Annotated in this window: 12 protein-coding genes; 2 read left to right on the top strand and 10 right to left on the bottom strand. The window is 61.3% G+C overall.

Annotation, left to right across the window (positions count from 1 at the left end; genetic code table 11):
• Positions 1-37: 37 nt before the first annotated feature.
• Together JNO51_RS03305 and JNO51_RS03300 are read left to right on the top strand one after the other, a co-directional pair.
• A complete protein-coding gene (locus tag JNO51_RS03305; RefSeq protein ID WP_215781330.1) occupies positions 38-730 on the top strand; it encodes an SIMPL domain-containing protein in 693 nt (230 codons plus the stop codon).
• Positions 731-829: 99 nt separating this feature from the next.
• Entirely contained in the window at positions 830-1,441 is a 612-nt protein-coding gene (locus JNO51_RS03300) for a glutathione S-transferase (RefSeq protein WP_215781328.1), read from the top strand.
• 146 nt (positions 1,442-1,587) lie between these two features.
• On the opposite strand, the gene htpG is transcribed toward JNO51_RS03300, so the two are convergent.
• From htpG to JNO51_RS03250, 10 genes are all read right to left on the bottom strand, one after another.
• Positions 1,588-3,486, bottom strand: coding sequence for a molecular chaperone HtpG (htpG, locus tag JNO51_RS03295; RefSeq protein WP_215781326.1), 1,899 nt, complete (start codon positions 3,484-3,486; stop codon positions 1,588-1,590).
• 95 nt (positions 3,487-3,581) lie between these two features.
• On the bottom strand, positions 3,582-4,037 hold the full coding sequence (locus tag JNO51_RS03290) for a GNAT family N-acetyltransferase (protein ID WP_215781324.1): 456 nt from the start codon (positions 4,035-4,037) through the stop codon (positions 3,582-3,584).
• Between the two features lie 153 nt (positions 4,038-4,190).
• Positions 4,191-5,129 (bottom strand): 4-hydroxy-3-methylbut-2-enyl diphosphate reductase, encoded by a 939-nt coding sequence (gene ispH, locus JNO51_RS03285; protein WP_215781321.1) that lies wholly within the window; start codon positions 5,127-5,129, stop codon positions 4,191-4,193.
• A gap of 66 nt (positions 5,130-5,195) precedes the next feature.
• On the bottom strand, positions 5,196-5,672 hold the full coding sequence (gene lspA / locus JNO51_RS03280; RefSeq protein ID WP_215781319.1) for a signal peptidase II: 477 nt from the start codon (positions 5,670-5,672) through the stop codon (positions 5,196-5,198).
• The gene (gene ileS / locus JNO51_RS03275) at positions 5,665-8,448 is read right to left on the bottom strand and encodes an isoleucine--tRNA ligase (RefSeq protein WP_215781317.1); all 2,784 of its coding nucleotides are present in this window, start codon (positions 8,446-8,448) and stop codon (positions 5,665-5,667) included. Before ileS ends, lspA begins: the two co-directional genes overlap by 8 nt.
• The gene (locus JNO51_RS03270) at positions 8,445-9,380 is read right to left on the bottom strand and encodes a bifunctional riboflavin kinase/FAD synthetase (RefSeq protein ID WP_215781315.1); all 936 of its coding nucleotides are present in this window, start codon (positions 9,378-9,380) and stop codon (positions 8,445-8,447) included. The genes ileS and JNO51_RS03270 overlap by 4 nt, the downstream gene beginning before the upstream one ends.
• 145 nt (positions 9,381-9,525) lie before the next feature.
• Entirely contained in the window at positions 9,526-10,179 is a 654-nt protein-coding gene (locus tag JNO51_RS03265) for an OmpA family protein (protein ID WP_215781313.1), read from the bottom strand.
• Between the two features lie 242 nt (positions 10,180-10,421).
• Positions 10,422-10,934, bottom strand: a complete 513-nt coding sequence (locus tag JNO51_RS03260) for a DUF934 domain-containing protein (RefSeq protein WP_215781310.1) — start codon at positions 10,932-10,934, stop codon at positions 10,422-10,424.
• Positions 10,918-12,570, bottom strand: coding sequence for a nitrite/sulfite reductase (locus tag JNO51_RS03255; RefSeq protein ID WP_215781308.1), 1,653 nt, complete (start codon positions 12,568-12,570; stop codon positions 10,918-10,920). The genes JNO51_RS03260 and JNO51_RS03255 overlap by 17 nt, the downstream gene beginning before the upstream one ends.
• Positions 12,571-12,572: 2 nt before the next feature.
• Entirely contained in the window at positions 12,573-13,265 is a 693-nt protein-coding gene (locus JNO51_RS03250) for a phosphoadenylyl-sulfate reductase (RefSeq protein ID WP_215781306.1), read from the bottom strand.
• Positions 13,266-13,328: the final 63 nt, after the last annotated feature.

Raw genomic sequence — 13,328 nt, 5'->3', positions numbered from 1 at the left:
TTGTCCATGCAGTTTATTCCTGTCATTGCGAGAGACCATGAAACCCATGCATGCCCTGATTGGCGGAACCCTGCTGCTGGCGGCCACCCTGCCGGCACTGGCCGAGGACAATACCACCCAGCTCGAGCTGACGGCGTCCAGCCAGCGCGAAGTCGCCAACGACCAGCTGGATGTCACGCTGTACGTGCAGGAAAGCCAGGCCCAGCCGGCGGCTCTCGCCGACAGCCTGAACCGCAAGACCGCCGCCGCCATGGCGGTGGCGCGCAGCTATGGCGCCGTTCAGGCCAGCAGCGGCAACTACAGCACCTGGCCGCAGTACGACAAGAACAACCAGATCAAGGGCTGGCAAGGCCGGTCGGAGATCCATCTGCGTAGCGGCGACTTCGTACAGACTGCCCAGTTGGTGGCACGCCTGCAGCAATCCATGCTGCTGGGCAATGTCGATTTCAGTGTCTCGGAACAGGCACGCAAGCGCATCGAGCAGCAAATGCTGCCCGAGGCCATCGCCCAGTTGCAGGCGACGGCCAAAGTCGCCGCCGGTGCGCTGGGCAAGAGCCATGTCAGCGTGCGAGAGCTGAGCATCGGTAATAACGGCAACGCCCCGCGTCCGATGATGGCCATGATGGCCAAGCGTGCCAATATCGGCCCCGAATCCGTCGCCGCCCCGGACTGGCAGGCAGGTACGTCCATGCTGCAATTGCAGGTCAGCGGCAAGCTGGATTTGAAGTAAGCCGAGAGGCGGGCTCTTCCGGAGCAGCGGCGCATGCGCTAAAGTGATGGCCACGCTCCGCTACTCCAGACGGATCACCAACCCGGTTTGAACCATCCTATGAAACTGATTGCTTCGCTCACCAGCCCCTACGCCCGCAAGGTGCGCATCGTTCTGGCAGAAAAGAAGATCGACTGTCCCCTGGAAGTCGACATCCCCTGGGAGGCCGACAGCAAGGTCCCGGACTACAACCCGCTGGGCAAAGTACCGGTGCTGGAGCTGGATGACGGCATGGCGCTGTATGACTCCCGCGTCATCGTCGAATACCTGGACAATGTCTCGCCGGTTCAGCGCCTGCTGCCGGACGGTCATCGTCAGCTGATCCTGGCCAAGCGCTGGGAAGCACTGGCCGATGGCATCATCGATGCCGCTGTGACGGTCTTCCTGGAGCAAAAACGCCCGGCAGCCCAGCAGAGCCCGGAATGGATCGAACGCCAGTACGGCAAGATTGCCCGTGGTCTGCAGGCGCTGTCGACCGATCTGGGTGAACGTCCCTGGTGCCATGGCGATGGCTATAGCCTGGCCGATATTGCCGTCGGCTGCTGCCTGGCCTACCTGGCCTTCCGTTTCCCGCAGATCAGCTGGAAACAGGACTACCCCAATCTGGATGCCCTGCACCAGAAGCTGGAAGCCCGCCAGTCCTTCATCGACACCCAGCCCCCGACGGTCTGAACCATCATTGCCCGACAACGTCGGCCCGCAACAGACAGAGACGACGCCTTCGGCGTCGTCTTTTTTTGGTCCGTTCCCGGCGCAAAAAAAGTGCCCCCTGAATTCAGGGGGCACAGGGGGACGTCTTGTCGAGGTCCTTGGGGTAATCAGGCAGACAACTCCAGCATCAGCCGGTTGATGCGCTTGACGAAGCTGGCCGGATCGTCCAGCTTGCCGCCTTCGGCCAGCAGCGCCTGGTCGTACAGCACATGCGCCAGATCGGCGGCACGCGCCTCATCCTGCTCGGCATTCAGCCGCCGCACCAGCATGTGCTCCGGGTTGATCTCCAGCACTGGCTTGTTCTCCGGTACATTCTGGCCAACCGACTTCAGCAAACGCTCCAGGTGGGCGCTCATGTCATGCTCGCCAACCACCAGGCAGGCCGGGCTGTCGGTCAGACGTGCGGTGGCACGGACTTCCCTGACCTTGTCGCCCAGCGCGGCGGTAATGCGGCCCAGCACCGGTTTGGCGCTCTCTTCGGCCTTCTGCTGTGCGGCCTTGTCGGCATCATCTTCCAGCGCGCCAAGGTCGAGTTCGCCCTTGGCGACCGACTGCAGCTTCTTGCCTTCGAATTCATGCAGATTGCTGCTGACCCACTCATCCACACGATCCGCCAGCAGCAGGACTTCAATACCCTTCTTGCGGAACACTTCGAGGTGCGGGCTGTTCCTGGCGGCAGCCAGGCTTTCAGCGGTAATGAAGTAGATCTTCTCCTGACCTTCCTTCATGCGGCCTACGTAGTCCGCCAGCGAAACACTGGCGGTATCGCCCTCGCTGGCCGTGGAGTGGAAGCGCAGCAGCTTGGCCAGACGATCCTTGTTGGCAAAATCTTCGCCCACACCCTCTTTCAGCACCTGGCCGAATTCCTGCCAGAAGCTGGCATATTTAACGGCGTCGTTCTGCGCCAGGTCTTCCAGCATGCCGAGCACCTTCTTGACGCAGCCGGCACGAATGGCGTCGATATCACGCGACTGCTGGAGGATTTCCCGCGACACATTGAGCGGCAGATCGCTGGAGTCGATCACCCCGCGCACGAAGCGCAGGTAATGCGGCATCAGCTTTTCGGTATCTTCCATGATGAACACACGGCGCACATACAGCTTCACACCCTGCTTGCGCTCGCGGTCATACAGGTCAAACGGAGCCCGTGACGGGATGTAGAGCAGCTCGGTGTATTCCTGACGGCCTTCGACCCGGGCGTGGCTCCAGGCCAGCGGGTCGGTGAAATCATGGGCAATGTGCTTGTAAAACTCTTTGTATTGCTCGTCGCTGATCTCGCTCTTGGCGCGTGCCCACAGGGCGGAAGCCTGATTGACCGCCTCGAAGGCCGGTTCGGCGGCTTCGGCCCCCTCTTCGGCTTCGCTGACGGTTTTCATCTCAATCGGCAGCGAGATGTGATCGGAGTAGGTGCGCACGATATGACGCAGGCGCCAGTCGTTGAGGAACTCGTCCTCACCCTCCTTCAGATGCAGCACCACCTCGGTACCGCGCGCGGTGCGCTCGATGGTTTCCAGTGTGTAATCGCCCTGGCCGGTGGACTCCCAGCGAACGCCTTCGCCACTGGCGGCACCTGCGCGCCGGGTGCTGAGCGTGACCTTGTCCGCCACGATGAAAGCCGAATAGAAGCCGACGCCGAACTGGCCGATCAGATTGGCATCCTTTTGCGCATCGCCGGTCAGGGCATCGAAGAACTTGCGCGTGCCGGAGCGGGCAATGGTGCCAATGTTTTCGATCACTTCATCACGGCTCATACCGATACCGTTGTCGGTAATGGTAAGGGTACGGGCAGCCGGGTCGAAGGTAACGCGAATCTTCAGCTCGCCATCGTCTTCCAGCAGCTCTGGATGGCTCATCGACTCGAAGCGCAGCTTGTCGGCGGCATCGGAGGCATTGGAGATGAGTTCTCGCAGGAAGATCTCCTTGTTGGAATACAAGGAGTGGATCATCAGATGGAGCAGTTGCTTGACTTCAGTCTGAAAGCCCAGGGTTTCTTTCTGTGCGCTCATATCGGTTATTCAGGGTTGGTCAACGATAGAGCGCAGATAGGGGCGTGCGGGCGGGTTTTCAATAGGGAGCCGGACGGCTCCCCGTCAGCAGGCCATCAGTCGGGGCGGTAAAGAATGTGGTAGGTCTTGCCGGTCCAGCCATAGCGATGGCGCCGCTCCAGCAGAAAGGGCGGTACGATGTCGTCGCTGCACGGGATGAAGCCTTGCGCAGCAAACAGGGGAATCAGCGTACTCTGGGTCAGGCAGTAACAGGGGTCGGTCAGATAGCCGGTGGCCGCCGCCAGCAGCTGGCGGCCAATGCCGCGACCGCGCCAGTGTTTGCCGATATACAGGCCGCGCAGCAGGGTATAGCCCTGCTCTTTCACCAGTCGCACCACCCCGACGGTTTCATGCCCCATGATGGCCAGCAGGAGGAAATCGGAGGCCTGATAACGGCCATCGTAGCCACCCTCGTCGTACAGTCGCACGACCGAGGCAAACTCATAAGGCGAGGCCTGACGGATGATCAAGGATTCAGACGGGCTGACGTGATAGGAGGCTGGGCTTGGCATTGCATTATTCCGCGAGAGTGTCTGGCCCCCGAAGGGGATTGTTCAACAATATACGGGTAGTGATCACATCATGCCTTCAGGCGAGAAATAGCACAACATGAAGACAATCAAGCCCGGCCGGGGCCGGGCTTGATGAATGCCGAAACGGCATGCTCAGGACTGGGCGACGCGCAGCCCAGGCGGCAAAGCGAAGGTGGTGTGCTCCTCGACACCGGGCAGCTCGGCGACCTCGCTGGCGCCCAGCTCGCGGATGCGCTCAATGACCGCCTGAACCAGCACCTCCGGTGCAGAAGCACCAGCCGTCACACCAATGCGCTGCTTGCCCGCGAACCAGCTTTCCTGCAACTGGGAGGCATTGTCCACCATCCAGGCATCCACCCCCTTGAGGGCAGCCACTTCACGCAGGCGATTGGAGTTGGAGCTGTTGGGCGAACCGACCACGATCACCAGATCACAGCTGTCCGCCAGGCTCTTGACCGCATCCTGCCGGTTCTGCGTGGCATAGCAGATATCATCCTTCTTCGGGCTGGCAATGGCAGGGAAACGGGCCTGCAGGGCGGCAATGATGTCGCGGGTTTCATCCACCGACAGTGTGGTCTGCGAGACGAAGGCCAGCTGTTCCGGGTTGTTCACCACCAGCTTGCCGACATCCTCCAGGCTCTCCACCAGATACATGCGATCCTCGACCTGGCCCATGGTGCCCTCCACCTCCGGATGACCGGCGTGACCGATCATGATGATCTCCATACCGGCCTTGTGCATGCGCTTGACCTCGACATGGACCTTGGTCACCAGCGGGCAGGTGGCATCGTAAACCTGCAGCCCGCGAGCCTCGGCCTGTTGCCGCACCGACTGCGGCACGCCATGCGCCGAGTAGATCAGAATGGCCCCCTGCGGCACATCGTCCAGCGCCTCGATGAAGATGGCCCCCTTGTCGCGCAGCTGCTCCACCACAAAGCGGTTGTGCACCACTTCATGGCGCACGTAGATCGGTGCGCCATACAGCTCGATGGCGCGCTCGACAATGGCAATGGCCCGATCGACCCCGGCGCAGAAGCCGCGCGGGTTGGCCAGCATGATGGTCTTGTTCATCGGGTCTTGTCCTTCAGGTAAACGGAGAAAACGGCCAGTCCGGTTCGCCGTGGCGAACCGGCAGGATCAGCGGGCCGGCTTTTTCAGGCTGTCGAGCACCATCAGCGCCGCACCGACGCAAATGAAGGAGTCCGCCAGATTGAAGGCCGGATAGTACCAGTGACGATAGTAAATCTGGATGAAGTCGACCACATGGCCGTAGACCATGCGATCGATCACATTCCCCAGTGCCCCGCCCATGATGAAGGCGGCGGCCCAGCGCATCAGACAGGAGAAACGCCCCTGCAAGAGGTTCCAGCCCAGCCAGCCGGACACGGCAAAGGCCAGCACGCTGAACAAATGCTTTTGCCAGCCGCCGGCATCGGCCAGAAAGCTGAAGGCCGCACCGGGATTGTAGATCAGCGTGAAGCTGAACAAGCCCGGGATCACCGCACGGCTCTCACCGTATTGGTAGGTCCCGTTGAAATACAGCTTGGCCAGCTGATCGAGCACAATGATCAGCAGGGCCATGGCGAACCATGGCCAGCGACGAGACTCATGCATGCTGCCGGCCCTCGCCCTGCCCCGCCAGATTGCTGACGCAGCGACCGCACAGGGTGGGGTGCTCGCCATGGCTGCCGACATCGGCACGATAGTGCCAGCAGCGCTCGCACTTGCCATGGGTGGACGGCGTCACGCGGATACGCGTGGCATCGCCCTGGCTGACACCGACGCGCGACACGATCAGCACGTACTTCAGGTCGTCGCCCAGGCTGGCCAGGAGCGGGAACAGGCTGTCGTCGGCTTCGATATCGATTTCGGCCTGCAGCGAGGAGCCCAGCTGCTCACCGGCACGCAGCACTTCGATTTCCTTGTTCACTTCGGCGCGCAGGTTGCGGATCACCTGCCACTTGGCCGCCAGCGCAGCCTCGGTCTCGGCGTCCGGCAACGGGAACTCGTGCCAGGTGTGGAACAGGGTCGAGTCTTCCTCGTTACCGGTAAAGACTTCCCAGGCCTCGTCGGCGGTAAAGCACAGCACCGGCGACAGTAGCAACAGCAGCGAGCGGGTGATGTGATACAGCGCCGTCTGGGCCGAGCGACGAGCCGGCGAATCGGCGGCCGTGGTATACAGACGGTCTTTCAGCACGTCGAGGTAGAAGGCGCCCAGATCTTCGGCGCAATAGACCACGATCTCCTGCATGGCATGGTGGAAGGCATAGCGGGCGTAATGCTCGCCGGCAACCTTCTCCTGCAGTTCCTTGGCCATCACCAGTGCGTAGCGGTCCAGTTCCAGCATGCGTTCGAACGGCACGGCGTGGTCGATCGGATCGAAGTCGGACAGGTTGGCCAGCAGGAAGCGCAGGGTATTGCGCAGGCGGCGGTAGCTTTCCGTGGTGCGCTTGAGAATCTCCTGCGACAGGGCCATGTCGCCGGAATAGTCGGCACTGGCAATCCACAGACGCAGGATGTCGGCGCCCAGGGAGCTGCAGATTTCTTCCGGCGCAATGCCGTTGCCGCGCGACTTGGACATCTTGTAGCCCTTGTCGTCGACGGTGAAGCCATGGGTCAGCAGCTGCTTGTACGGCGCACGACCGATGGTGGCGCAACCGGTCTTGAGCGAAGACTGGAACCAGCCGCGATGCTGGTCCGAGCCTTCCAGATACAGGTCGGCGGGCCAGGCGAGCTCGGGGCGCTGCTTGAGCACGGCGAAATGGGTCGAACCGGAGTCAAACCAGACGTCCAGCGTGTCGCTGAGCTTGCGATACTGGTCGGCCTCTTCACCCAGCAGCTCGCGTGCATCCAGGCTGAACCAGGCCTCGATACCCTGCTGCTCGATGCGCAGCGCCACCTCTTCCAGCAGCTGGGCCGAACGCGGATGCAGCTCGCCACTTTCCTTGTGCACGAAGAAGGTCATCGGCACGCCCCAGTTACGCTGACGCGAGACACACCAGTCCGGGCTGTTCTTGATCATGGCATCCAGCCGTGCGCGGCCCCAGGCCGGGAAGAACTCGGTGGCATCGACCGCACGCTGGCTGATGTCGCGCAGGGTTTCGCCGCCGTGGCCGGGGCGGTCCATGCTGATGAACCATTGCGGCGTGGCACGGAAGATGATCGGCGTCTTGTGGCGCCAGCAGTGCGGGTAGCTGTGCGACAGCTTGGCCTGATGGATCAGTGCGCCGCGCTCGGCCAGCACTTCGATGACCTTCGGGTTGGCATCCCACACCAGCAGACCGGCAAACAGCTCGGTGGTCGACTTATAGCGGCCATCGTCGGCCACCGGGTTGTCGATGCCCAGCTTGTAAGCCTGACCGACGATATAGTCATCCAGACCATGCGCCGGGGCGGTATGTACCAGACCGGTACCCGCCTCGGTGGTCACGTGGTTGCCGCAGATCACCGGCACCTGACGGTCATAGAACGGGTGCTGCAGGGGCAGCAGCTCAAGCGCCTCGCCCTGTGCCTCGCCCAGCACGCGGTGGCTGTCGACGCCATAGCGCTGCAGCGTGGACTCGGCCAGCTCCTTGGCCAGGATCAGCAAGCCCTTCGGGGTATCCAGCAACTGGTAGGTGAGCGTGGGATTGACCGACACCGCCAGGTTGGCCGGCAAGGTCCACGGCGTGGTGGTCCAGATGACGGCCATGGCCTGTCCGACCGGGGCGTTCAGGCCGAAAATGCTGGCCAGCCTGTCGCTGTCCAGTACCTTGAAGCCGACATCAATGGCCGGCGAGACCTTGTCTTCGTACTCGACCTCGGCTTCGGCCAGCGACGAGCCGCACTCGATACACCAGTGCACCGGCTTCTCGCCCTTGTTGAGGAAGCCGTTGTCGTGAATCTTGCCCAGGGTGCGCACGATGTCGGCTTCGGTCTTGAAGTCCATCGTCAGGTAGGGATTCTCCCAGTCACCGAGGATGCCCAGGCGGATGAAGCCCTTCTTCTGGCGCGCCACCTGCTCCTTGGCGTACTCGCGGCACAGTTCGCGGAACTTGGCGGCCGGGATGGCCTTGCCATGCAGCTTTTCCACCATCAGTTCGATCGGCAGGCCGTGGCAGTCCCAGCCGGGCACATAGGGGGCGTCGAAACCGGCCAGGGTACGTGAACGGATGATCAGGTCCTTGAGCACCTTGTTGACCGCATGCCCCAGGTGAATGTCATTGTTGGCATAGGGAGGGCCGTCATGCAGGATGAACTTCGGCCGGCCGGCACACAGCTGGCGCAGCTTTTCATAACGGCGGCTGTCCTGCCAGCGCTTGACCCAGGCCGGCTCGCGTTTGGCCAGGTCACCACGCATGGCAAAGGGGGTGTCCAGAAGATTGACGGTTTTACGGTAATCGATGCTCATGCCTGCTCTCGTTGCAAACTGGTCAAATAGGCTTTGGCACTGCTGGCATCCCGTTCAATCTGGGCCACCAGTGCGGAAAGATCGTCATAGCGCGCTTCATCGCGCAATTTTTTCAGAAAACGTACCACGATGCGGCGACCATACAGATCACCGCTGAAATCAAACAGATGGACTTCCAGCTTGTAGTTCTGGCTGGTGGTCACCGTCGGGTTCTTGCCCAGACTGGCCACCCCGCCCAGGCGCCCGGCTTCGGTCTCCACCTCGACCACGAACACGCCTTCCAGGGCTGGGCGGCGATGCGGCAAATGCACGTTGGCGGTCGGAAAACCAATGGTACGCCCCAGCTTCTTGCCGTGGATCACCCGGCCGGACAGCTGGTAAGGATGTCCCAGCAGGGCCTCGGCGCCGGTCAGGTCGCCGGCGGCCAGGCGCTGCCTGACCAGCGAGCTGGAGGCACGCTCCCCCTCCACCAGCACCGAGGGCATCGCCTCGGTGACCAGGCCCGGGGTCGACGACAGCAGGGCAAAATCGCCGCGCCGATCGGCACCGAACTGGAAATCATCGCCAATCAGCAGATAACGCGCCTTGAGTTGCTCGTGCAGCACATGCTGAACGAAGTCCTGCGCCGGCATGCGCGAAAACCCGTGATTGAAGCGGAATACGAACACATAGTCGAGCAAACCCAGCTCACGCAGACGGCGCAGCTTGTCGCGCATGGTCGACAGGCGCGCGGTCGGCTCGCCACGGGCAAAAAATTCGCGCGGGTGCGGTTCAAACGTCAGGAGCGCCGTGGGCAGATGACGGGCATCGGCCTCAAGGCGCAGGCGTTGCAGCATCTTCTGATGCCCATGGTGCACACCGTCGAAATTGCCGATGGTCAACGCACATGGCGACAGGGAGAAGCGTCGCGGATCTCCGAAAAATACCTGCATGTGCGGGCTCTGATTGCATACCGAAACGTCCGATTGTAGCCGCCAGTACTAGCGAGCGTCCAGCCACGAACCCTGGCATGGTGCAACAAAAAACAAAACCGCCGGCCACAGGGTGGCAGGCGGTTCGGACAAAACCGGGCAGTGCTTACTTGCCGACGGTTTGTACGGTGTCGATCACCAGTTCAACGCGACGGTCAGCTTCCAGGCATTCCTTCAGCGCGGCAGAAGCGCGATGACCCTTCTTGTACTTGAACTTGGTCGAGCACTCTTCGGTCATCGAGGCGTTGGCCGGGCCTTGGCCGACGGCAACAACCTTGTCGGTCGGCACGCCACCGGCTACGAAGTAGTCCTTGACGGCGTCAGCACGCTTTTGCGACAGGGTCAGGTTGTACTTTTCCGAGCCCAGGAAGTCGGTGTAACCATTGACGGCAACACCCTTCAGGTTGGCATCGCCCTTCAGGCGGTTAACCAGCGGGTCCAGAACATCCTTGGCTTCCGGACGCAGCACGGCCTTGTCGAAGGCGAACAGCACCTTGGCGGACAGGGTCACCTTTTCATGGGTCACGGCAGGCGCAGCAGCCGGAGCAGCAGCTACGGCTGCAGCCGGAGCCTTGTCGCCGCACTCAACCAGGCCTTCGGTCGCCTTGTCGAAGTAGTTGGTGTGCCAGCATTCGTTGTAGCTGTTGCGGGCAACGGCATCGGTCGATTGGTCAACGGCATAGCCCGGCTTGGCAGCGAAGGCGCTTGCAGAAACCAGCAGAGCAGCGACCAGCGCGCTCAGTTTCAGCTGTTTAGTCATGTTTTTCCCTCTTTCTTATCTGAATTACAGGCCCATGCGTGAGGTACAGGGACCCACAAGGTAAAGCTTGGCTGCAAACAACAGGCTCTTGCTTTCGGCTGTGTTTGTGCAGTTAATCGGCACTATAGGAATCAGGCTATCCCATGTCAACAGCACAGCTGAGGCAAAAAAGCCAAGCTGTTGCGCTAGAACCTACTTCTTATCCAGATGTCGCACAAGTATTGTAACAAATTTACAACACATCAGTCATGACTGATGCATCTGCGAAACAGTGGTTGCGGCTGCCGAAAGCTAGTCTGGTAATGCTCCGAGAAGGCCGCACCTGCCAGTCCACCCTGTGGCAAAGGCTTGCCTGGCTTGATTTCGAAGCTATCAAAGCCGACCAGCCACAACGCCTGGACCTGATCCTGCCAGACATCGCCCAGCGCCCGAAGTTCCCCTGCATAGTTGTATCGTTCGCGCAACAAGCGCGCAATGCTATAGCCGCGCCCATCGGTAAAGCTGGGAAAGTCAATGGCAATAAGCGTTAACAGATTGAGAGAAGGTTGAAGCTGCCCCGGTTCATGATCGGGCGCGAGCCAGACCGCGGTCCGTCCGGGACGGTCCAGCAGCTCACTCTGCATCGATAGCCAGGCCGGCAAAGGCACGATGATGTCATCGTCCGGCGCAGATGACGGCAGCTGCCCGTCCTCCTCCTGGCGCAGCAAGACCCAGCGGTCCTCACGCAGACCGTGCCGATCAATGATGTTTTGCATACACGCGCTCCTTGAACGGCTCGGCCCCGAGTCGCTGCACGACCTCGAGGAAGGTTTCGTCGGGCTGACGCCGCTCGACGTAGACTTGCAGGATCTTGTCGATGACATCCGGAATGGCCTCGCGTGCAAAGGAAGGACCAATCACCTTGCCGATGGCGGCCTGTTTGCCCTGGCTGCCCCCCAGCTGAATCTGGTACCACTCCTCGCCATTCTTATCGACACCGAGGATCCCGATATTGCCGATGTGGTGATGGCCACAGGCATTCATACACCCCGACATGTTCAGCTGCAGCGGCCCCAGATCATGCAGGTAGTCCAGGTCATCAAAGCGCTCCTGGATGGCGGCAGCAATCGGGATGGACTTGGCATTGGCCAACGAGCAGAAATCGCCCCCGGGACAGCAGATGATGTCGGTCAGCAAGCCGATATTGGGGGTGGCAAAGCCTTGCTGGCGTGCCAATTGCCAGAGTTCGTACAGATGACTTTCCGCCATGTCCGGCAGAATCAGGTTCTGCTCATGAGCCACACGGATTTCGCCGAAGGCAAAGCGATCGACCCAATCCGCCACGGCCTCCATCTGGCCGGCCGTGATATCCCCCGGCGGTACGCCGGTTTTTTTCAATGACAGGATCACGCTGCGGTAGCCTGGCTGGCGCTGGGGACGGGTATTGCGCTCAACCCAGCGGGCAAAGGCCGGGTCTGCCTGGCGTGCCGCATCGAATGCCCCCGTCTGCGGCGTGCCGTAAGACGGTGCCGTGAAAAACGCAGCGTAGTGCGCGACATGCTCCGGCGTCAGCGTCGCCGGCCCCTCTTTGAGGTGCAGCCACTCATCTTCCACCTTGGCGGCAAAGCCCTCCGGCGTCATGGCCTTGACCAGGATCTTGATGCGCGCCTTGTACTTGTTGTCACGACGACCAAAGCGGTTGTACACCCGCAGCACAGCGTCCAGATAGGTCAGCAGATGCCGGGCGGGCAAAAAGGACTTGATGACATCGCCGATGATCGGCGTACGCCCCAGACCGCCGCCGATAGCGACCTGAAAACCGACCTCCCCGGCCGGGCCGTGGCAGGCGGTCAGACCAATATCGTGCACCAGGGTCGCGGCGCGGTCTTCGACGCTGCCGGAAACGGCAATCTTGAATTTGCGCGGCAGGAAGGCGAACTCGGGATGCAGGGTGCTCCACTGGCGGATGATCTCGCACCAGGGACGCGGATCAATGATTTCGTCTGCCGCCACGCCGGCGAAAGCATCGGTCGTGGTGTTGCGCACGCAGTTGCCGGAAGTCTGGATCGCATGCATTTGCACGGTTGCCAGTTCGGCCAGGATATCTGGCACCTGAGCCAGCTCGACCCAGTTGAACTGGATATTCTGCCGCGTGGTGAAATGGCCGTAACCACGATCGTAACGACGGGCAATCTCGGCCAGTTTGCGCAACTGCCTGGACGAGAGGATGCCGTAGGGAATCGCCACCCGCAGCATGGGGGCATGGCGCTGGATGTACAGCCCGTTCATCAATCGCAGCGGACGGAATTCGTCTTCGCTCAGCCCGCCGGCCAGAAAGCGCTCGGTCTGGTCGCGGAACTGGGCCACACGCTCGTCAACGATGCGCTGATCGATTTCATTGTATTGATACATGGTCAGACCTGCTTGATGCGCACATGCAGGCCGCACTCTTTGGTTTCGGGGTTTTCCCACCACCAGCGTCCGGCACGCAGGTCCTCGCCGACGGCAATCGGCCGGGTACAGGGCGCACAGCCAATGGAGGGATAGTGCTGATCGTGCAGGCGATTGTAGGGCACCTGATGCTCACGCAGGTATTGCCAGACATCGGCTTCCTGCCAGTCGGCCAGCGGGTTGTACTTCATCAGCCCGTGATCTTCGTCGAAGGCCTCGAACGGCAGATCGCTGCGAGTCGTTGACTGTGCCTGGCGCATGCCGGTGATCCATGCCTGCTGGCCGGCCAGCGCCCGCCCGAGCGGTTCGACCTTGCGCAGGGCACAGCAGGCCTTGCGCAGTTCGACGCTGCGATAGAAGGCATCGACACCATGCTCGCTGACCCACGCGCCCAGCGCAGCGGCATCCGGGTAATAGACCCTGAGACGCAACCCGGGGTAGTGCTGCGGCAAACGATCCAGCAACTGATAGGTTTCGGCCGGCAAACGTCCGGTATCCAGGCAGAAAACGGCGAAAGGCAGATTCAGACGGGCGATCAGATCGGTCAGCACCATATCCTCCGCCCCCAGACTGTTGGCCAGCACCACGGCCGCATGGGCGCCCTGGATGGCCTGCAGGCGTGCCGTGGTCGCCGCCAGACGTTGCTGATAACTCATCGGTTTTTCTCACCTTTTATAGTCAATGCATGCTACCCAAACGACCTATAAACTTAAAAGAAT

The sequence above is a fragment of the Paludibacterium sp. B53371 genome, assembly GCF_018802765.1.
In the GTDB taxonomy this organism is placed as follows: Bacteria; Pseudomonadota; Gammaproteobacteria; order Burkholderiales; family Chromobacteriaceae; genus Paludibacterium.
This window is presented reverse-complemented; position numbering and strand designations above follow the sequence as displayed.